12 protein-coding genes and 8 pseudogenes are annotated in these 22,100 nt (G+C 40.4%); 11 read left to right on the forward strand and 9 right to left on the reverse strand.

What is annotated here, in order from left to right:
• Positions 1–19: 19 nt before the first annotated feature.
• Positions 20–3,700: a BREX system P-loop protein BrxC gene (brxC, locus tag ACO1B7_RS17615; RefSeq protein ID WP_423090441.1), complete on the forward strand. Its 3,681-nt coding sequence runs from the start codon at positions 20–22 to the stop codon at positions 3,698–3,700.
• Between the two features lie 46 nt (positions 3,701–3,746).
• Positions 3,747–5,813 (forward strand): annotated as a pseudogene (pglX, locus tag ACO1B7_RS17620) (BREX-1 system adenine-specific DNA-methyltransferase PglX); the annotation flags it as partial.
• Positions 5,814–5,817: 4 nt separating this feature from the next.
• On the opposite strand, the gene ACO1B7_RS17625 reads toward pglX (ACO1B7_RS17620), so the two are convergent.
• Positions 5,818–6,288 (reverse strand): IS5/IS1182 family transposase, encoded by a 471-nt coding sequence (locus ACO1B7_RS17625; protein ID WP_004809604.1) that lies wholly within the window; start codon positions 6,286–6,288, stop codon positions 5,818–5,820.
• On the reverse strand, positions 6,236–6,631 hold the full coding sequence (locus tag ACO1B7_RS17630) for a transposase family protein (protein ID WP_008306679.1): 396 nt from the start codon (positions 6,629–6,631) through the stop codon (positions 6,236–6,238). The genes ACO1B7_RS17625 and ACO1B7_RS17630 overlap by 53 nt, the downstream gene beginning before the upstream one ends.
• Positions 6,632–6,768: 137 nt before the next feature.
• Between ACO1B7_RS17630 and pglX (ACO1B7_RS17635) the strand changes: the two are divergent.
• The 5 genes and pseudogenes from pglX (ACO1B7_RS17635) to ACO1B7_RS17655 form a co-directional block, all read left to right on the forward strand.
• A pseudogene (gene pglX, locus ACO1B7_RS17635) lies at positions 6,769–8,202 on the forward strand (BREX-1 system adenine-specific DNA-methyltransferase PglX); the annotation flags it as partial.
• A gap of 43 nt (positions 8,203–8,245) precedes the next feature.
• Positions 8,246–10,870, forward strand: a complete 2,625-nt coding sequence (gene pglZ, locus ACO1B7_RS17640) for a BREX-1 system phosphatase PglZ type A (protein ID WP_423090442.1) — start codon at positions 8,246–8,248, stop codon at positions 10,868–10,870.
• 29 nt (positions 10,871–10,899) lie between these two features.
• Positions 10,900–12,939 carry a protease Lon-related BREX system protein BrxL gene (gene brxL, locus ACO1B7_RS17645; protein WP_423090443.1) on the forward strand — a complete coding sequence of 680 codons (2,040 nt, stop codon included), beginning with the start codon at positions 10,900–10,902 and terminating at the stop codon, positions 12,937–12,939.
• 153 nt (positions 12,940–13,092) lie between these two features.
• Entirely contained in the window at positions 13,093–13,326 is a 234-nt protein-coding gene (locus ACO1B7_RS17650) for a hypothetical protein (RefSeq protein ID WP_423090444.1), read from the forward strand.
• A 257-nt stretch (positions 13,327–13,583) separates the two neighbouring features.
• On the forward strand, positions 13,584–13,874 hold the full coding sequence (locus tag ACO1B7_RS17655; protein ID WP_423090445.1) for a hypothetical protein: 291 nt from the start codon (positions 13,584–13,586) through the stop codon (positions 13,872–13,874).
• A gap of 8 nt (positions 13,875–13,882) precedes the next feature.
• Here the strand turns inward: ACO1B7_RS17655 and ACO1B7_RS17660 are convergent.
• Both ACO1B7_RS17660 and ACO1B7_RS17665 read right to left on the reverse strand, forming a co-directional pair.
• Positions 13,883–14,267: pseudogene (locus ACO1B7_RS17660) on the reverse strand (DUF4372 domain-containing protein); the annotation flags it as partial.
• Between the two features lie 129 nt (positions 14,268–14,396).
• Positions 14,397–14,699 (reverse strand): hypothetical protein, encoded by a 303-nt coding sequence (locus tag ACO1B7_RS17665; RefSeq protein ID WP_423090446.1) that lies wholly within the window; start codon positions 14,697–14,699, stop codon positions 14,397–14,399.
• 268 nt (positions 14,700–14,967) lie between these two features.
• On the opposite strand from ACO1B7_RS17665, the pseudogene ACO1B7_RS17670 reads away from it, so the two are divergent.
• Together ACO1B7_RS17670 and ACO1B7_RS17675 are read left to right on the forward strand one after the other, a co-directional pair.
• Positions 14,968–15,293 (forward strand): annotated as a pseudogene (locus ACO1B7_RS17670) (IS3 family transposase); the annotation flags it as partial.
• 125 nt (positions 15,294–15,418) lie between these two features.
• Positions 15,419–16,450 (forward strand): hypothetical protein, encoded by a 1,032-nt coding sequence (locus tag ACO1B7_RS17675; RefSeq protein WP_423090447.1) that lies wholly within the window; start codon positions 15,419–15,421, stop codon positions 16,448–16,450.
• 26 nt (positions 16,451–16,476) lie between these two features.
• Here ACO1B7_RS17675 and ACO1B7_RS17680 read toward each other — a convergent pair.
• The 3 genes and pseudogenes from ACO1B7_RS17680 to ACO1B7_RS17690 form a co-directional block, all read right to left on the reverse strand.
• Positions 16,477–16,578 (reverse strand): annotated as a pseudogene (locus ACO1B7_RS17680) (IS982 family transposase); the annotation flags it as partial.
• A pseudogene (locus ACO1B7_RS17685) lies at positions 16,550–16,788 on the reverse strand (hypothetical protein); the annotation flags it as partial. The pseudogenes ACO1B7_RS17685 and ACO1B7_RS17680, both read right to left, overlap by 29 nt.
• 3 nt (positions 16,789–16,791) lie before the next feature.
• Positions 16,792–17,679 carry a tetratricopeptide repeat protein gene (locus tag ACO1B7_RS17690; RefSeq protein ID WP_370982370.1) on the reverse strand — a complete coding sequence of 296 codons (888 nt, stop codon included), beginning with the start codon at positions 17,677–17,679 and terminating at the stop codon, positions 16,792–16,794.
• Between the two features lie 288 nt (positions 17,680–17,967).
• Here ACO1B7_RS17690 and ACO1B7_RS17695 point away from each other — a divergent pair.
• Positions 17,968–18,693, forward strand: a pseudogene (locus tag ACO1B7_RS17695) (IS982 family transposase); the annotation flags it as partial.
• Between the two features lie 168 nt (positions 18,694–18,861).
• A pseudogene (locus ACO1B7_RS17700) lies at positions 18,862–19,014 on the forward strand (IS982 family transposase); the annotation flags it as partial.
• A 28-nt stretch (positions 19,015–19,042) separates the two neighbouring features.
• On the opposite strand, the gene ACO1B7_RS17705 reads toward ACO1B7_RS17700, so the two are convergent.
• Together ACO1B7_RS17705 and ACO1B7_RS17710 are read right to left on the reverse strand one after the other, a co-directional pair.
• Entirely contained in the window at positions 19,043–20,977 is a 1,935-nt protein-coding gene (locus tag ACO1B7_RS17705; RefSeq protein ID WP_423090448.1) for a hypothetical protein, read from the reverse strand.
• Positions 20,978–20,997: 20 nt separating this feature from the next.
• Positions 20,998–21,820, reverse strand: a protein-coding gene (locus tag ACO1B7_RS17710; protein ID WP_423090449.1) for an IS5 family transposase whose coding sequence is annotated in 2 segments (ribosomal slippage) — positions 20,998–21,438 and positions 21,440–21,820 — 822 coding nt in all. Because the reading frame shifts where the segments join, the coding sequence is not laid out codon by codon here.
• Positions 21,821–22,100 lie beyond the last annotated feature (280 nt).

Consider the following 22,100-nt stretch of genomic DNA (forward strand, 5'->3'; position numbering starts at 1 on the left):
TTCGGGGGAATGGATTGAGATGAACATTAAAGAACTTTTTTACAAGCCATTAGATCGTGCGATAAACGGGGTGGTCAAGGCAGACCAGAATGACAATACCACGGTATATCAGGAACTCGATGAATACGTGGTCACCAATGAGCTGGAAAAGCATTTTCGGGACTTTTTCCAGTCTTATGGTACAGACCTAAGCGATCCTTCGATTGCCAACCGAGTCGGTGTGTGGATTTCAGGCTTCTTTGGTTCAGGTAAATCACATTTCCTGAAAACCTTGTCGTATATTCTGGCCAATAAAGTGGCACGTGACGCGGAAGGTAACGAACGCAGTGCTGCAGAATTCTTTGATGAAAGCAAAATCCGTGATGCGTTTATCCGGGCAGATATTGGCAAGGCCGTTAGCCATCATGCCGATGTCATCCTATTTAACATCGACAGTAAAGCCAGTTCAAATGATGACGGCAATCCGATTCTGAATGTGTTTTTACGCGTGTTTAACGAGTATCAGGGTTTTAGTGCTGACCATCCACATATTGCGCATATGGAACGTCACCTGAGCCAGAAAGGGGTGTATGAGCGCTTTAAACAGGCTTTTGAAGAATCTAGCGGCATGTCTTGGCTAGAAGAACGTGACGGCTATCAGTTCTATCAGGATGATGTCGAAACCGCGATTTCCCAAGCCCTCAACTTATCAGCAGAAGCTGCGCATAAATGGTTTGAGGATTCTGAGCAGACCTTTAGTGTTTCGGTTGAAAACTTCTGTCAGTGGGTGAAAGAATACTTAGATAGCAAAGGACCCCAGCAACGCATGTTGTTCTTGGTCGATGAAGTGGGGCAGTTTATTGGCAGCGATACCCGCTTGATGCTGACACTGCAAACCATTACTGAAAACCTGGGTACGATCTGTAAAGGCCGCGCTTGGATTATCGTCACCTCACAGGCAGACATCGATGCTGTTTTAGGTGAGATGTCTTCTTCCAAAGCCAATGACTTCTCCAAGATTGCTGGACGTTTTAAAACCCGTTTATCACTGTCCAGTTCCAATACCGATGAAGTCATCCAGAAACGTTTATTACGCAAAACCCCAGAAGCAGAAGCATTGCTCAGATCGGTGTTTGAGCAAAAGGGCGATATCTTAAAAAATCAGATTACCTTTGACCGTTCAGGTCCAACCCTCAAGAACTATGAGGGGCCAGAAAGTTTTATTCATAACTATCCTTTTGCGCCGTACCATTTCCAGCTGGTGCAAAAAGTATTTGAAGAAATCCGTAAAGTCGGTGCGACCGGTGCACACTTGGCCTATGGTGAACGGTCCATGCTGGATGCGTTCCAGATGGCCGCGAATGCGATTGCTACAGATGAAGTCGGTGCCCTGGTTCCTTTCCACCGCTTCTATACTTCAGTCGAAGGTTTCCTGGATACTGCAGTGAAGCGTACCATCGACCAGGCAGGGCAGAATAAGACCCTGGATGGTTTTGATGTGCAGATGCTGCGTACCCTGTTCATGATCCGCTATGTCGATATCATCAAAGGTACGCTGGATAACCTGGTGACTTTGTCGATTGAGAAAATTGATGAAGATAAGCTGGCATTGCGCAAGCGGATTGAAGAGAGCCTGCAGCGTCTGGAAAAAGAAAGCCTGATTACTAGGAATGGCGATGAGTTCCTGTTCCTGACTAATGAAGAGCGGGATATCACTCGAAAAATTAAAGCCACTGACTTAGCAGCTTCAGAAGAAAATAAAGAGTTAGCCAATCTGATCTTTAAAGATTTACTGCGCGATCAGAACAAATACCGCCATCAAGCCAACAAGATGGACTATCAGATTGGTCGTTTCCTAGATAGCCATAGCCTGGATGGCAAGTATGAGAGCGATTTAAAAGTTGAAATCATTTCTCCGCTGGATACGGAATACAACCTCTACAGTGAAGCTTACTGTATTGGTAAAAGTACTCAGGCCGAAGGACAAGTGCTGTTTAAACTGGCAGACGATAAACAGTTCTTTAATGAACTGCGCACCTGGCTGAAAACCAATAAATTCATCCGCTTAAATGATGATGGCACTCAGTCCGATATCACCCGTATTCTGGCAGACCGTGGCCGTGAGAATCAGGAGCGTAAAAAACGTCTGCGTGTCCGGGTCGAAGAAATGTTGCTGGAGGCGGAAAGTTATGCCTTGGGTCAACATCTACAACTTTCATCTTCAAGTCCAACCACCAAGCTGGATGAGGCCTGTCGTTATCTGCTGGAAAATACTTATACCAAACTGAGCTATCTGCAGGTCTATCAGCAGGATGCCTGGCGTGAACTGAACGCCGTCTTGACTGTGGATGATATGGCGCAGCTCGGATTGTCTCTGGATGGCGGTCAGAGCAATCCCAAAGCCCTACAGGAAGTGGAGCAGTACATTGCACTACGGGCCACTGGTACAGAGCGTATTCTAGTCTCAGATGTGATGGATCGTTTTGCCAAACGTCCTTATGGCTGGCCGGATGCCGAGATTTTACTGCTGGTGGGTCAGCTGGCGGCAATGGGGCGGATTTCACTGCAGTTAAATGGCGGCAGCTTGCAGCTGAAAGAGGCCTTTGAGCCTTTACAAAACAGTCGCCGTCGCCGTGATGTTTCCATTATTAAAAAGCGCCAGACTGATGATCAGGTGTTGAAACAGGCACGCCAACTGACCCAAGACCTATTCTCGGCCATGGGACCAGCGACTGAAAAAGAGCTATTTGAATTCTATACCCAACATTTTAAAAATTGGTTAGCCAACTTTAAATCGTATAAGAGTAAAACTGATGTTGGGCAGTTCCCGGGCAAGAAAGTGATTGAAAAGTCGATTCTCACTTTGGAACGTCTGCTGACCAATAGCGACAGCTTCGATTTCTTTAAGGTCGTGGTTGAGAACAAGGACGACTATCTGGATCTGGAAGAAGACTATCGTGACATTCATGAATTCTTTAGTAATCAGATGCCAAGCTGGCAGCAACTACAGCAAGCCTTGCGTCATTTTGAGAAAAACAAACAGGCGCTGGGCAGTGATGATGTGGCAAAAAAAGCCCTCTCCGAATTACATCGTATTGCCACCCTTGAATCGCCCTATGGCCTGTTAAATAAAGTGGCTGATTTGGTTCGCACAGTGGAAAGCGTCAATGAGCAATTGCTGACTGAGAAGCGCAATCAGGCAATAGAACACATTGATGACAAGATCAAGCAGTTAGAAGCTGAGATCAAAAACAGTGGCATCGCTACCGCTGAATTGAGTAACAAGCTATTACGCCCACTGCAATTGTTCAAAGCGGATATTGAAGTGGAAACTAGCCTGTCCACCATCTATATGCTGCAAACCCAAACCAGCGTCGAGCGTTTTGATGAAGCCTTGTATGAGCTGGAGAGCGAAGTTGAGGCGGAAATCCAGCGTCAGGCCAAAGCGGCACAACTGGCTCAGAGCAAAGCAGAGAGTGTAACCAACACTGCAACCACCTCCAGCCCAGCTACATCAGCACCTGCTGCGAGTCCGGTACAGCCTGTGACAGCCGTAGTGCCACCGAAACCTGTTGTCGAAGTCGATGTCGCCAGCATTTACAGCAAAAGCTCAAGTAGTGTCTATCTGGAAACAGAAGAGTCAGTAGATCAGTTTGTAGACGCACTCAAAGCTGAATTGAAAAAAATTGTGGGTGATAAAAAGCGTGTGCGTATTCGCTAACTTGGGTTAGGGATATCGGCATCAGTCATTAATTAAAGGTTTAAAGATGAATACCAGTAATATTAAAAAATACGCACCGCAAGCACGTAACGATTTTATCGCAGCGATGCGCAAGCAGGCCGCGAAATACGGCATCACCGCAGACAGCATTTTACCGGCAGAACAGAAAGGCGACTTGCTGCTGATTGGCGATCAGGTTTTTCCGCTATCCGTCATGAAACCACGTGACAAGCTGATCAAACGCATTCAAACCAGCAGTTTTGAGCAAACCATTGATTATATCGCTTACAGCTGGTTTAACCGTCTCTGTGCGATTCGCTACATGGAATGCAAAGGCTTACTCGATCATGGTCGCCGTGTACTGAGCAGTGCCGATGGCAGTGCAGGCTTGCCGCAGATTCTGGAAGAATGCTTGGATATTGACCTACCGGGTTTAGATGCCAGCCGTGTGGCTGAACTCAAACTGGATGGCAATAAAGACGAAGAGCTGTATCGGGAGCTATTATTGGCTCAATGTCATGCGTTGAATCAGGTCATGCCTCTCCTGTTCGAACAGGTTTCTGATGAATCTGAACTGTTATTACCGGATAACCTGACCAAAACCGACTCCTTGATTCGTGATCTGGTCAGCAGCATTCCGGAAGAAGACTGGTCGGATGTACAGATTATTGGCTGGCTGTATCAGTTCTATATTTCTGAAAAGAAAGATCAGGTGATTGGTAAAGTCGTCAAGAGTGAAGACATTCCTGCAGCGACACAACTCTTCACCCCAAACTGGATTGTGAAGTATTTGGTGCAAAACAGTGTTGGTCGTCTATGGATGATGGCACAGCCGGAAAGTACCCTGGCCAGTGAGTGGGAATACTATATTCAGCCAGCGGAACAGACCGATGAGGTCAATGCCCAGTTAAAACAGCTGATTGATGTGCGTATCAGTGAAGATGGCGATACCTTAAATCCTGAAAGTATTACGGTACTGGATCCGGCCTGTGGTTCGGGGCATATTTTGGTGGAAGCTTATGATTGCCTCAAAGCGATTTATCTGGAACGTGGTTACCGGAGTCGTGATATTCCACGTTTGATTCTGGAAAATAACTTGTACGGTATTGATATTGATACTCGTGCTGCACAGTTGGCGAGTTTTACGCTGTTGATGAAAGCACGTGAGGATGACCGCCGTTTATTTGGCAATCCACCGAAGCTGAATATTATTGTGCTACAAGACAGTCAGCCAGAACGTTTAGAAGCATTCAGTCAGGATTTGGCAAGTACGGGTATTGAACAGGCGGATTTAAAAGAATTATTAAACCTATTTGAACATGCTTCAACCTTTGGTTCTTTGATTCAAATTCCTCAAGTATTCGCTAAAAAGCTGCCTGATTTAGAAAGCAAGCTGAATACAGCAGCAGCGTTAGGGGATATCTTTGCACAGCAGTCAGCGCAGGAGCTGTTACCGCTCGTCCAGCAAGCTAAATTACTGGCCAAGCAATATGATGCAGTGATTGCGAATCCGCCGTATATGGGCGGTAAGGGGATGAATACAGCACTGAAAGATTTTTCTAAAAAGAAATTCCCAGACAGCAAGTCAGATCTGTTTGCCATGTTTATTGAACGTGGTTTTGGATGGTGTAAGGACAGTGGTTTCAATAGCATGGTGACCATGCAAAGCTGGATGTTCCTGTCCTCTTATGAAGCGATGCGTGAAAAGCTACTTTCCAATAATTCTCTTGTAAGCCTAATTCAATTACCTTATGACGGCAAAGGTCCAACAGCTATGGGAATTAGCTTTGGTATTTCTGTTTCTATTCTTCAGAAAAATAAAATTAATGGATTAATTGGGGATTTTGATTGCTTTAGGTATTTTGAACTCACAGAAGATGGCATCCCAAAACAATTCCCTAGTCTAAATGAACGTAATGTAAAAACGAAACCTGATGACTTTAAGAAAATTCCTGGTAGTCCTATTGCTTATTGGGTAAATATACAGACTCGAAATTTATTTTCTGGAAATAAGCTTTTAGGAGAGATTTCAGAACCACGTCGTGGGTTGGCAACAAATGATAATAATAAGTTCATTAGAAGATGGGCAGAAGTTAGCAATAGACCTCTTTCATAAATCATTTTTTGCTCAGTTCCAAGTTGTAGATTCCAGCGATTAAATTGAATCTCAAACCAAGCCTTTTACCTCTATTTCGATAACGCTCAGCAAGGATTTTGAAGGTTTTTAGGCTGCCAAATACATGTTCAATTCCGATTCTTCTTTTATTAATTTCCTGATTATAGATTTTCAATTCAGGATCCAATTTACAGTGTCTTTTGGCTTTTAATGGCAACAGGCTATTCGGATACAACACATAAATCCCCTGATAGCCTTTATCTGCAAGGATAAAAGCCCCAAAAGGAATCTGGTTTAAATTGCGTTTGAACAACTCGAAATCATGCACTGCACCGCGACTGGTACATAAACTCAGAATTTGCTGAGTTTTGTAGTGAATCATGGCCTGTACTTTAAAGGTATGGGTCTTTTTCTTGCCGCTATAGCTTTTCTTCTGTTTTTTTAGGCCTTTGGATTGGAATTTCCGTGGCATCCACGATCACAACATTCCAGTCGATGCCTTCGCCCTCGGGTAAATCTTTGGGTAAATTAAACAGATTGGACCGAATCAGGCAGTCTTCAACATGACGGACAATTCTTGACGCTGTGGGCTCTGAAACCCCGTAACTCGTCGCAACGTGAAATAAGGTTCGGTATTCCCGCCAATAGCTCAGACAGAGCAGAACCTGATCCTCCAGGCTTAACTTGGGCGGTCTGCCTTTGGCAGAGACATGCTTCTGCAATTGCTCAACCATCAAATAGAAAGTTGACCATGAGATGCCTGTATATCGCTTGAACTGAGGATCAGAAAGCTTGTTTGAATCGATGTATTTCATCCGCAGATTATGCACGAATGCTAAGAAATCCGGAGTGCAAATATTAACCAAAAAGAAGATCGTTTTTTGATTTATGAAAGAGATCTAATCAAAAAATGGCATTTGGTTCTATAAATAGGGAAGATGCGAAAAATTCTAATAAAAAGTGGTTCCCGTATAATAAAGGTGGAGAATTTAGAAAATGGTATGGAAATAATGAGTATTTAGTTAACTGGGAAAATGATGGTGAAGAAATGTTTGCGCTTGCAAAAAAATTATATGGTAGCCCAACACGAACAATAAAAAATCTTCAATATTATTTTAGAAATGGCATATCTTGGTCAATGATTGGCTCTGGGACATTTAGTGTACGTTATATGGATAATGGTTATATTTTTGATCAGGCAGCTGATAGTTTATTTGCTAGAAATAATGAACTCCTTGAAATTATAGGACTTATGAATTCACCTGTACTAGAATTTTTGAAAATAATAATAAATCCTACTATGAATACAACAGCAGGTGTAATCTCTCAATTGCCTTATGTTCCTTTCACAGCCTCAAATCAGGCAAGAGAAAATGTAGAGGAGATGATTAAATTTGCAAGAGATGACTGGAATGCATACGAAACCTCATGGGACTTTACTCAAAACCCAATCATTCGTACGCAGCAGTCAAACCTAGAACAAGCGTTTAACACATGGCAACAGCAAAATGCGAACGCCGTCGCTGAAATGAAACATCTGGAAGAAGAAAACAATAAACTGTTTATAGAAGCTTATGGTTTACAGGACGAACTCACACCAGATGTACCGGATGAACAAATCACCCTAACCCGTGCCAACCGTGAAAAAGACAGCCAGCGTTTAGTTTCTTATGCACTTGGCTGCATGATGGGACGTTATAGCCTGGACGAACCGGGCTTGATCTATGCCCATGCAGGCAATCAAGACTTTGATGCCAGCCGTTATAAAAAATTCCCAGCCGATGCTGACGGTATTATTCCACTCACCGAAATGCACTGGTTTGAAGACGATGCCACCCATCGTATTCGAGAGTTTTTAACTGCGGTTTGGAGCAAAGATACATTAGATGCCAATATGCAGTGGCTCGCAGAAAGTTTGGATAAAAAAGCCAGTGAAACCGCTGAAGATACCATTCGCCGTTACTTAGCCAGCAAGTTCTATAAAGACCATATGCAGACCTATAAAAAGCGTCCGATCTACTGGTTATTTAGCAGTGGTAAACAAGGTGCTTTCCAGGCGTTAGTGTACTTGCACCGCTATAACGAAAGCACCTTGGCGCGTATGCGTACTGAATACGTGATGCCACTGATTTCCAAAATGGCTGCCTATGCTAATTCTCTAGAAACAGCAAAAGAAAGCAGTGACTCTGCGGCTGAAATCAAACGCATCGAGAAAAAACTGCAAGATTTGCATAAGCAACAGGCTGAACTGAGTAGCTTTGAGGAAAAACTGCGCCATTATGCCGATCAGCGTATTTCACTGGATCTGGATGATGGGGTGAAAGTGAACTATGGCAAGTTTGGGGACTTGTTGGCTGAAGTGAAAGCAGTGACGGGGGAAAAGTGATGAATAGCTTTTCTTCCACACTAGATCATGCAGAGGTGGTTGCATGAACTTAAGTCAACTTCAGCAAGGTCTGGAACAAGCCTTTTATACTGAACAGCATCGAATAGTCTTTTGGTACGATGCGGAACAGTCCTTTAGCGAAGAAGTAAAGGCGTTAAAACTGAATGATGTCCAGATTCTGAATATGGCAGACGAATCCAGCCTTGCGATTAAGCTTAAACTGGAACTTGAGGATCAGCAGGGTAAATACTTGCTGTATTTCCCTAGTCCTGAGCCTGAAACCGAAAAAGACTGGCTACTGGACATCAAGCTCTATTCACGCAGCTTCTATGCCGATCGTTTCTCGATTATCTTCAATGAGCTTGGTTTACAACAGCAAAGTCTAAGAGAACATCTGGCTCAACGTGAAGAATTCCTCAAAGCCAAAGCCCGTCTGAGCGCGTTAAAACGCTATATCCAGCCAGATGCCGAAGCACAGGATCTGGACATGGCCATGATTGCGGCTGTGGTCAAGGCCGACAGTGCCGAGCTGATGCATATTGTCCTGGCGTTGGCAGATGAAATGGTACAGCAGAATCTGAGTTTGGAAGTAAATCCAGACTCCTTTGCTGAACTGGAAAAGTTCCAACTAGTGCCAGCTTTAGTCACAGCATTACAGGCGGAAATTGGTTATCCAGCATCGGTTGAAGAATTGAATGGGGAAGTGCCATTCAAGCTCGGTACGTTCTTTATCCGTTTGATGACTACAGGTTTCTGTGAAAGCCTGGGCGATATACCGCTATGGGCTCAAGAACTGGTGATGTCATCAGTCAGCTCCCGTGCAACAGCCAGAGCCTTTTTGTCACGCTGGAGAGACAGCTCCAAATACTACCCAACCTTCGATACACTTTCCCAGACCGTGGCCAATGCACTGCGGATCCAAGAAAAGGTCGGGGCTTTTGATCTGGAGCAGCTGCTCGATGTCATGACCTTTGAAGTGATTGAACAAAAGATCATTGTTGATTTGGCCAGTCATATTCCTGCAGCAGCCAAAGCTGAACTGGAACATTTCAGAACGATTATTTCTACCCGTCTGGATGGCTATTGGGCGTCCAAACATAAGGACGATGCAACCCGCCGTAAATACCGTACCGTCTATACAGCGTTGCAGGCAGCGATTGAGCTGTTCAGTCTGCGACTGCAGTTTGATTCTGGGTTCTATTTCGACTCCAGCGAAGCCTTGTATACAGCCTACGAGCAAGAGTTGTATCGCTTTGATATGGCCTATCGCCACTACAGTGCTGCTTCTCAACGCGCTCATGTCGATATCCTGAAAAAACTCGATGAAGAAGTCGAAAATTGCTATTCCTACTGGTTTATTGACCACTTGGCACGAAACTGGGGAGAGCAGGTTGAAGCTGAGCAACGCTTGAATGTCTGGAAAGTGGCAGATATCCCAAATCAGCAGAACTTCTACGATACTCACGTCAGACCCTTACTCAGTTCTGCAACGAAACGCCGTATTGTGGTAATTATCAGTGATGCTTTCCGTTATGAAGCTGCGGTAGAGCTGCGTGATCGTATTAATGAAAAGCGTTATTCTGAAGCGACCTTGTCTTCACAGCTGGGCGTTGTCCCAAGTTACACCACACTTGGCATGGCCTCGTTATTGCCGCATCAGACTTTGGAGTACAAAGAGGCCGCAGGGGATGATGTTTTAGTAGATGGGCAGTCCAGCAAAGGGACTGCAGCACGATCCAAAATTCTGGCTGCCTATAATGGATTGGCAGTAACCGCTGAAATGGTAAAAGGCTGGTCGCGTGATGAAGGCCGTGAAGCGCTGAAAGACTATGAGCTGATTTACGTTTATCACAACGTGATTGATGCACGCGGTGACAGTGCCTCGACAGAATCTGAGACCTTTATGGCGGTGGAACATGCTATTGAAGAGCTGACTGAACTCAGCCGTAAAATTTTAATGCACTTCAATATTTCCACCCTGTTGATTACAGCCGACCATGGCTTCTTGTTCCAGCAAAGTAAACTGGAATCTGCGGATCGTTCAAGCTTGACTGAAAAACCGACCAATACATTGAAGAGCAAAAAACGCTATGTGATTGGGCATGGTTTACCAGAGAGCAAGGAAGCCTGGAAAGGCTCAACCCAAGCTACGGCAGGCACATTATCTGCGACTGATTTTTGGATTCCAAAAGGGGCGAACCGTTTCCATTTTGTAGGAGGCTCACGTTTTGTGCATGGCGGCATCATGCCTCAGGAAATCGTAGTGCCTGTACTAACGGTAAAACAGCTACGTGGTGAAAAGGCTGGACAGCGGACCAAGCGTAAAGTCGGTGTCATTTCCACCAAATCCACGCTGAAGATGGTCAGTAATATCCAGAATTTTGACTTGATGCAAACTGAAGCCGTCACGGAACTAGTGATCCCAGTGACCCTGTCGATTGCCATTTATGATGGGGATCTCAAAGTCTCCAGTGAAGAAACCCTGACCTTTGATAGCAGTACCGACTCTGTTGCGGAACGGGTGAAACAGGTCAGACTGTCATTATCCGGTACTGATTTTGACCGTAAAAAAGATTACTTCCTGGTGCTGAAGGACAAAGACCTGAATATCGAAATGGAACGCTATAAGGTCACCATTGATCTGGCATTTACTGATGACTTCTTCTGATAACGAATTAACGATAGAGCGTGGCGTATATGGAATCGGCTAACGATAAAGAACTGGATCAGCTGCTGAATGAACACTTTGCCGGGCGGGTGGTACGCAAGGATCTGACCAAACTGATCAAAGAAGGGGCCAACGTCCCTGTCTATGTACTCGAATACCTGCTGGGGATGTACTGTGCCTCGGATGACCCCGAGATCATTGAGCAGGGACTGCGTAACGTAAAGACCGTTCTGGCTGAGAATTATGTCCGACCGGATGAAGCCGAGAAGGTGAAATCCCTGGTCCGTGAACGGGGCAGCTATAAAGTCATTGATCGGGTCACGGTGAAGCTGAATGAGCGTAAGGACAAATACGAAGCCTCCTTTAGTAATCTGGGCATCAAAGATGCTGAGATCTCGGCAGGCATCGTCAAAGAGTATGAAAAGCTGCTGGTTGGTGGCATCTGGGTCATCGCCACACTTAGCTACTACTTTGACGAAGGGCAGACCTGTTCTCCATTTGGCGTGAGCTTACTGAAACCGATTCAGATGCCCAATATGAATATGGATGAGCTATTCAACGGACGGGCAGCGTTAACCACTGATCAGTGGCGCGAGAGTTTAATCCGTTCGATCGGCATGGAACCGGCTTCGTTAAAAGAGGACGTGCAATGGCACCTATTAGCGCGTATGGTTCCGTTCGTTGAAAATAACTATAACGTCTGTGAACTGGGACCACGCGGTACCGGGAAAAGCCATATTTACAAAGAGTGTTCACCGAATAGTATTTTAGTCTCTGGTGGGCAAACGACTGTCGCCAACCTGTTCTATAACATGAGTAGCCGCCGTATTGGTCTGGTTGGCTTATGGGATGTGGTAGCTTTTGATGAAGTCGCCGGTATTTCCTTTAAGGACAAAGATGGCGTACAGATCATGAAAGACTACATGGCCTCAGGATCTTTTGCCCGTGGTCGTGAACAGATGGAAGCCTCAGCTTCGATGGTTTTTGTGGGTAATATTAACCAAAGTGTTGAATCCTTGGTGAAGACTAGCCACTTATTGGCTCCTTTCCCGGAAGCCATGATTGATTCGGCATTCTTCGATCGCTTTCATGCCTATATCCCAGGTTGGGAAATTCCGAAAATGCGCCCAGAATTCTTTACCAACCGTTATGGCCTGATTGTTGATTATCTGGCTGAATTCTTCCGGGAAATGCGCAAGCGCAGTTTTGCGGATGCCATTGAGAAGTACTTCAAGCTAGGGAATAACCTGAATCAGCGCGATGTGATTGCCGTTCGCAAGACGGTTTCTGGATTGATGAAGCTGCTCTATCCACACGGTCAGTTTAATAAAGAAGATGTGCGTCAATGTCTGGAATACGCCTTGCAGGTACGCCGTCGTGTCAAAGAACAGCTGAAGAAAATTGGGGGGATGGAATTCTATGACGTGCATTTCAGCTATATCGACAATGATACCTTAGAAGAACATTTTGTATCAGTAAAAGAGCAGGGGGGAGGTGGACTTATTCCCGAAGGTCCTGCTAAACCAGGCTTCCTATATACCATTGGCCTCAGTAATAAGGGCATGCCAGGCTTATACCGCTTAGAACTGCAAGTCACTAAAGGTTCAGGAAAATTGGCGACATCTGGCTTATGGAATTCAAGCAGTGCCAAAGAACAGGTCAAGATTGCTTTTGATTACTTCAAGGCCAATGCATCCCGGATCTCGGGGGGCAGTAAGGTGCTGGAACATGACTTCCACTTACATGTGGTGGAGTTACAGAATACCGGGCCGCTCAGCCATCTTGCCTTGCCAAGTTTAGTGGCTTTCGCTTCAGGCCTGTTAGGACGATCGGTACAAAGTCAGATGGTGGTACTGGGTGATATGAGCTTGGGTGGTTCTGTGACACCGGTGGAGAGTATTGCCGAATGTCTGCAAGTTGCTTTTGATGCGGGTGCCAAGAAGGTTGCTTTGCCAATGAGTAGTGCGGCAGATATCCCAACGATTCCTGTGGAACTGTTTACCAAGTTCCAGACCAGCTTCTATGCAGATCCGGTAGATGCTGTGTTTAAGGGGCTAGGGGTGGATTGAATGTAGTCGTATTTTGAGATAATGAGGAAATGGCTTTGTAAATATTTAACAATATCAATATATTGATAAATAAAATAACAGAGCCATTTTTCTTAAATAGGGTGGAATTTTTCTGCCTGAAAAAGCGATGGTATTTTATAGAGATGAGTGCAAGTGAATAAAGTTCTTAAAAAACAAATCGCTTTTTTTATTCTCATTCTCTGTAGTGTCGGCCTCTATAATTATAAGGCGACACAACCGCGACAACAGCCTGATGAATCAATACAGCGAGCTCAACAAAGAGAAGCGGAGTTCATGCAAAGAAGGGCTGAATATATTGCGAAACATGGTGAACCAAGTCCTGCTGAACAGCAAATGCGTCTGATCATGAAGCTCCACAAAGATTAACCTAGATCTCTGTTCTAAAAAATACTGTTTTAGCGCCGTAGCTGGTCTAAAGCAGTATTTTTTGCCTAGAAAAACACATGAAGAAATAAGTCAAAAGGGCTTTGTTGCATAAAAATTTCATAACCATATGATTTTAACGATTGATTAATTGTAAATTAAAATTAAAACTTATTAAAATCATTGTATTATATGTTTATGCAACAAACCCTAAATAAAATATATCGCAAATAAACCAATTTTCCTTTCAGGAACTAACTATGCAAGATAATGAAAAAGTAACATCGGAATTATTAGAAGATTTTGATCCGATCGAAAAAATGACCTATTCACTAGACCCACTAAAGGATCTTCAAGCTTTTCATGATTTTTTCAATGTAGAAGTTAAAATACCTGAGAATGAAAGAGAATTTAATGAAAAACTTATACTTTTTCATCAAATGGCACCAACAATGAGTGAAGAGGAATCCAATGAAACTTTGGAAGCTCTCCAAAATCTTTATGAAATAGAGAAAAATGGAAAAATTCAGGAGGATGATCTGCCGTTTTGACATATATATAAATGATTTGTTAAGTTGTTTAAGATTTTATTCTTAAAGCGAAATTTATGGGCTACTTTTGAGTGTTCATAGTATTAAGCAGCCTGTAAAACAGCTGTTCATATAAGGCAGCGGGCTGCTCCTGATTGATTCGCGCCAGTGTGCTTCGGGGAATAGACTTTGCTCCGAGATGATTAAGCTTTTCCTGTTGACACTGCAGATTGGATTGAATATCTCTCAGACTTTGCCTACAGGAAAGTTGAGACATCAATATGGCAATAAACTGATTCTATCTTGAAGCGGATCTAAATTTTTGTCCGTCATGGTGTATTGTAACAGTCGTTCAAAATCTTGTCTCACGACGTGTCTAATCAGCTGATGAAATACGGTATTCTGATGTGACAAAACCTGAGTCCTTGGTCGTTAAAGTATTGGTTCGCACTCATATTTTAACTATTCGGACTCAGGTTTTTTTATTTAAATCAAACTATGGAACAGCAGTGCCGCCGAAGCGATCTTTTTTTCTTCTAGATATTAGGCAGCGTTTGTATGTGCTACTTCTTCATCTAACCGTGTTTGGCGAATGCGAATTTCAGAACGTTTCTTATCAAGTTCAGCATTAATAATCTTAGAGCCAAACTTCTTCATTAAAAAGCCGACAATAGCCAACAGAATCCCCACTGGGATCAGGAAGATAGTCAAGCAAAGAATAGCGCCGAAAGCATATAAACCATAGGCTATATATTTAAAAAGTTTTTCAATACGGATCGTACTGTCTTCAATTTGTTTGGTAGCTAAATTAATATCAGCTTGTTCAGCTTGTTGTGCAGGGGTCATAATAATCCTGAGTTTACTGTGGTTATAAAGTTTTTAAGCTTATGAAATATAATGTTTTACTAGGTTTTTTACCATAAATAAACATTAAAATTCAAGCAAATCTGTCTGTATTTTATAAAATCCGATACAAGAGTGAGTTAGAATCGGCTTTGTTGCACAAATATCTTGATCCTAGCCAAAATAATGGACAGCACGTCCCTCTAAAGATAACGTAACTTTAATCTTTGGAGATCCAAGAAATGGTTATCTTGCGAAGCAGTGCTTCTCAGGCTCACAGTACTGTAGTCGTGATTTTAGGGCGCTATTATTAACGAATAACTGTATTCAAAGTATGTCACGCAGTCTTGCACAGTACACTGCTCATGTTGGGATAATGCAGTGACCGAAAGCTTCTTTCATACATTGAAAGGTCATGTGGTCCATGGCAGTATGTTTGCCACTCGAAAAGAGGCGAATACTGTCTTGTTTGACTATATTGAGATTTATTACAATCGGGTCAGAAGGCATTCCGCAAACGGCTGGTTAAGCCCAGAAGCCTTTGAACAGAAATATTTCAAGAATTTAGAGGGATTTGTTGTCCACGATACTGTCTAGGATCAAACAACATGGTGTTGCACTTCAAATGCTAATCTAAGAATTTTCTTTATTTTTTGATAAAAACAATTAAGATATAAATGCTAGAAATTTCCCATGATAAATTAATAATTTAGAGATTCTTTATGAAAATTAAATATACTTCATTAGCAATTTTAAGTGCAATTATACTCACTGCATGTGGAGGTGGAGGCGGTAATTCCTCTGCTGATAATACAGGTAATACAGGTAATACAGGTAATACAGGTAATACAGGTAATACAGGTAATACAGGTAATACAGGTAATAATAATTCTAACACGACCACATGGTCAGCTTTCCTTCCTTATCCATATAAAGAAAATAGCCAAGCACCCTTAAAAACTATTGTAGAACATCAACAAACCACCTTTTTTGATGGCAAAGGCTACTTTAAAACTGTTTCTGGACTTGACTTAAACTATATGGATCTATCAGGAGAACCTCCGTTAGTCGCTGTAACAAATGATAATTTATATAAATCAGGCACAACTCATCCAATTTATGGAGAATATCTTGCAAACTATCAAATACAAAATCTTTCACCAGATCAACAGATTTGGATTCAACAGCCTTTATCAGCAACTTCTAAACCAACAACGTTAGAGCATACTATTACATGGAAAGTAATTGATTTGAGTCATAAAAAAGTCACAGAATATATGGATCAATTTTCTTCAGATATTACGCTTCCAGATATAGCAACAGATATTAGCTTATGGAATGGCACAGTTAAAAATCCATATAACTTAACTTATAATGAATTTTATGAAAAAGTTAAGGATAAAGTATTCCCTGCAGGTTCAAAGTGCTTACAATTACAACGCGTTGAAAATAATCAAGAATATTTTTACTTAAATACCTATCCAATTAACTCTCCTTTACAAAAAGACCTTGAAAGTAGATGGGGAAGAGTAGCAAGTGATTCCACCTATAATTTTAATGATCTTCAAGGAATGCAGGGATATCTACAAAATATAAGTAACATTCTTATCGGATATACTTTAATTCAAGGACGTCATTATGAAATTTCACGTTATGGCAAAGTAGAATTTGTACGTGGTAATACAATGACTGGTAATGACTGTCAAGATTTGAACGATATAGCAGCTTCTGTAATTCTTGAAGAGCTGAAATAACTTAACCTGAGTTCGATGAAATCCACTTAGCCTTTTAGCATATTTGGGAAAGTTGGCTTATTGGGATTCAAGCAATAAGCCACTACAGCAGCCATGATATGGTCCGAAACCATGGAATTGTTCAGCGACCAGATTGAGGCACTTAAGTCTGAGCTCTTCAGGAAGCCTAGAATTGCTGGTTTGGCCACGTGCAGCATGGACTAATGAGCTGGGCCTTGAGCTTTGTATTTTTGCAGTAAACGTCTGATGTGACGTTCTAAAATATGAAGTAGCTGAGCATCCTGGGACTGGGTTATGCGAATATCGGAGTATATGCAGGATCTGACTCTGTTTAATATCGACTATGGCACAGCTCTTTCATGTTGATAAACATCATTCCCTTCCAAATTCATACAGAACACAGTTCCACTATGTGCCCAGAATGCCTCAAAACAGTAGGATTGATGACTTTTAAATCGAGTTTTTAATAATCGTCTATCATCATCTTCATTGGTATCTATTGCTTCACCTTTTTTATTGTATGACGTGATTCTATCGTATTCCGTAAGATGCTGTTTAGGACTATTGATCGCCATACCACAGATCCCGTCATCACAGGAATCATTTAATTTAGTGACCATATAGGCATCATAATTTTGATTATTTGCACGGAAATTCGCATTAATTTCAACACGATTATTTTTGCTATACGTGATGTTAATTTTACAAGGTCCTTTCACATATTCTTCGATATCTTTAACTTTCTTGCCCTGCTGTTTTGCACGATCGTGATCACCTGCTGATTGAATATAAAAATCTTGATATGAGCACATTCCGTTATGCATATTCTGATTTTTGGATACTGCGTTATTTTTTTGATCTACTGCCTTTAATTGCTTACTTTCGTTAATAAAGGCCAGCGCTTGTTTGTCACCTTTATTTGCTGCAGCCTGAATCAATTGACTACCCGCTTGAATATTTTGTTGTATGCCATCCCCAATCAATGCCATTTTACCGACCACAAACATTGCAGGTGCATAATTTTTGTTAGCCGATTTTAACAACCATTCAGCTGCTTTTTGTGGATCTCGTTGAACAATTTTCCCTTCGTAATAAGCCATACCTAATTCATATTCATTCTTAGCAAAGCCTAAAAGTGTCGCTTTTGCTTGTAAATTCAATAAAGGGGCTTGGATTTTTTCAACTGTGCTATTCCCTGATTTTACCTGTATTGCTGCTTGAGCAGACATGCTACATGTAACCCCAAGGATCGTAGCTAGAACGAGTTTTTGAATTTTCATAAGTGAACCGTACCGAATTTTAAAATCGTTTTTAATTAAATTTATTTGTATAATCTAAAAGGCTAATTTTATTATTATATACTGCTTATAAATCAAATAACTATAGTAAAAGCTTATACTTCACATATATTTCCCACACCTAAATTAACCTGAATCTTGGATAAGAAATTGACTTGAAAAAAAGATGACTAGAGCCATCAGTTGAGTTACCACACCAAACTCACAACTCTAGTCACCATGTTTGATTTTATTACTTTATTCTGTGCAATTGATGATTTCTTTCAAAAATTTGAATCAACTTATTGGAATTTTCTAAAACAAGGAAAAAAACGCTTAAGAGTGCGCTCATCCGTATTGAGCCTTTCTGAAATCGTCTTTATTGCCATTTGGTATAAATGTTCACATTTCAACAACTTTAAAGCATTATTTGCATCTTTAAGACAAGATAATAGTCATTTATTTAAAAGCCTACCTTGTTACCAATGCATGATTCATCTGATTCAATCACATCAATTAGCATTACATGCTTTGCATTTTGCTTTGATGAAAGATCAGCAAAACGCTTATTTATGGGTTGATTCAACCACACTGCCAGTATGTAAAAATCAACGCATTCAGCGACATAAATCTTTAGCTAAAATTGCATCTAGAGGCAAGAGCTCTATGGGCTGGTTCTATGGCTGTAAGCTGCATTTAATCATGAATCAACCAGGAGAGATTGTCCGTATAGCTTTATCCAATGGGCATACAGCAGATATTAAAATAGTTTAACAGTTGGTAGACGGATTAAAAACAAAGCTCTATGCGGATCGTGGATATATCAGTCAGGAATTGAAATCCAAGTTGAAGAACAAAGCTATTGATTTAATTACATATCATCGTAAAAACATGCAAGCTGTGGGTTTATCCAAAGCAGATGAATACAATTTAAAGCAGCGGAATAAAATAGAAACTTTATTTAACCCGAATCCTGCTTAAGGAAGTGAGATCATTCATCTTGAGACTTATCCATCAGTTTGAGCATAAAAAAGTCTATGATTTGATCTGATAACACTAAAAACTGATTAAAATTAATCATAAAATTATAGTTATTTTATGATTTTAAAGAAAAAACCTTATCCGCGATTCGGGTTATTTAGTTTACTGAAAGGTCAATATCATTTAGTGACGACTAAAGCGAGAAGCCTTGAAGGCTATTTGGCAGGTATTTATGCAACTTTGTGTGCTTATCAGCTCTGCCATAAAAATAAGCCAATGATCAAAATTAGTGAAGCATTGGCTTAAACAGGATTCGGGTTATTTAAGAATAATTTTAATATTCTCTATTATCAATCTCCATACGTATAGCAATTTTATTATATGACCAATTCCCATCAAAATTCATATTACGTTTCTTAAAATATTCTACAACTGCCTCTTTCGTTTTTGGTCCAATTTTGCCATCTATAATAATTTCAGGATTATCATTTCTAAGAAGTGTTTGAATTCTACTTTTAGGATCACCAAAAATATATGTGCCATCTGTTAACTGATTTATATTAATAAAGTATTTAGATCCACAAATAAATTTTTTATTTCTATAAGGTAAAATTGGATCTTCATCTTTACAATATTTGTGTACTATTTGATCAGGCACAATATAATTAACTGATTTAAATAATAAATTTAAAAGTGTTGGACCAGCATTCGGCAACCATGTCTTATGATGAGCAGCATAACCATAGATTCCCATAATGATCACAAAAAATGAACCTATGAAGGCAGTAGCAAGAAAAGGTTCATTATTCCTAAATTTTTGACGAAACTCTACAGGTATATTTCGACTCTTATAAGTACATACAGTGATACTGAGTAAATATGTGATAATACTATATGCACAATAGTATAATAATGTAAAAAATAAAAAAATAACAAGTTCAAGAATTAAATCCCATATACTTGAAATATTGAATGTTTCTAAAAAATATTCAATATAAATGCCTGCTGCAACAAAGTAAATTAATGCTGCAATAATCCAAACAAGACCATTATATGCAGGAGATACTTTATCTAGAATTGCGTTAATGCCATCCGATAACCGCTGTGCAGAATTTTGAGTAATAAAATAAGAACATAACTCTCGAATCATCTCAGTATGATCTTGCGATGTTGATGTACGATCTTTTGCTACACCACGTAATGAACGTTCTAATACAGGTTGTCCAGAAAATTCATTAAAAAATTTTAAAGCTTTTTCTTTTGGAATTTTTTCCCCCTTATCTTGATATTGTTCAAGTGCCGTGATTTCTTCAATAAATAGCTGATCAAATATCCCTGAACGAATAAAGGGCAAAGGTGGGTTACTGTACCCTACTATATGATGTTGAATTGAACGTAAGTTTGTAAAAATCTCTGTAACAAAGCTATCGCCATAATAAGTAAATCTTTCATGAGATTGACCATTTGGCTCATAATTAAAACCGTTAAAATATATATGTTGATATAAATGATCATGATTACATCCAGCAAGATGATCTACCAACTTTTGCGCATGTTCTTGGCAATTGACATGATACTGATTATAAGGAACAGCAACTAAATAAGTGCTACGATAATAAGTAAAATAACCATAACCAGAGCAAGGTGAACATTGCTGACGTCCAGAGCCACTACAACTGTAGCAGGTGGTTCTTCCCCCTCCACCACAGCGGGCACATGATACATATCTTGAATGCTGTTCATAGGTTTTATTCCAGTTATTATATTCAGGGTAATTTTCTTGAACTTGCCCTGCACCCCAACAATTGTTGCACTGTACACGTCCATTTCCTGAACAATTTGAGCAGTTACATTCCCCATCTCCTCCACAATTATCGCAATAATATTGATAAGAATGTGTTGGATATTCATGAATAGTTTTTTTCTGATTATAAACTAAACCTTTAGATCCAAAATTTTTATACTCATTAATAAAATCTAAGCGTCTAATTTTATTATTAGCAGCATCATGAACATGATTGTCATGAATAGACTCGAAATCACTTAAACGAATACCACTATGTATTGAAGCGGGTTTACCTCCAGCAATCCTTTCATTATTCCATTCGGATGTAAAGTTCCAATCAATCGTCACTGTCAATTTAAAAGGATAAACAGCAGAACGTTCAAGAATGAGTTCTTTACCTTCAACATGATTTCCATGAATGATGTTTTGTACAGATGATAATAAAATTTGAGGAAGTTCTTTTTCTAACTGATCTTTTAACATTAGATCTCTTGCGAAAGTCATTATTGAAAATTTATCCGGTTTACCAATGCAGCTATTAAGTTGACGCGTAAACCAAATCTTTTCCGTCTATTTCGATAGCGTTCACTTAATATTCTAAATGTTTTCAATTGACTATTGATGTGTTCGATCACAACTCGTATTTTTCCAATCATTTTATTGTACTTTTTCTCAACATCAAATAAGGGTAAATTCTTCTTTTTCTTTATTGGCATCAATAATTTAAAGCCATCTTTCTCTAATCCATAGTAACCTAAATCGGTCATAACATATTCACAATGTTTGAATTTCTTAACCGTTTTTCTTGCCAGTTTAATGTCATGCTGACTGCCATTCGATATATCTAGCCCTATGATTTGTTTGCTCTTCGGATGATAGATCACTTGTACTTTTAGCGTATGTTTCTTCTTTTTACCACTGTAGAACTTACTCTGATTTTTTTTTCGGGCGTTCTATTGAACATTCTGTGGCATCAATAATGACCCAGTTAAAGTGTTCGTCTGCTGTGGTAATGCTTCGTTTTGGCAGAGTAAAACGTCTTGATTTCATTAATGCATCTTCAACTTTTTTAATGGTTCGATTCACATTGCTTTCAGCGATATGGTAATTTGCCGCCAATTCCAGTTGAGTGCTGTAGTTCCGTAAGTAATTGAGCATTAATAACAACTGATCCTCTAAATCTAAAGTATGAGGACGACCTGATTTCTTTTTGAGTGATTCTGCTTTTTCTAAAACATCTACCATTTCGGTAAAAACTGGTCGAGGTACGCCAACCAGGCGTTTAAATTCAGAATCTGAAAAACGGTTTAATTTCTGATATCTCATGAAATCTATATTGAGGTGGTTTTTACTTTCGCAAGAGGTCTATTATATAAGAAGGTAGCTTTAAAAGTTATTTTCGATTATTATATATTAAACTCTATTTATCAATGACTTATTTTATCACCCTTCAAACTTAGAGAATAGTTTATAATCCTTAGAGAATAGTTTATAATCAAAATTAATTTATTCTTAAATATCAGAGTAAAACTTCATATTTTAATCCTATTAAAACATTTTTTTGATAAGTAAATTGTTAATCACTTTTAATATAAATAATAATACC

This window comes from Acinetobacter lwoffii (genome assembly GCF_049367455.1).
Classification (GTDB): Bacteria; Pseudomonadota; Gammaproteobacteria; order Pseudomonadales; family Moraxellaceae; genus Acinetobacter; species Acinetobacter lwoffii_W.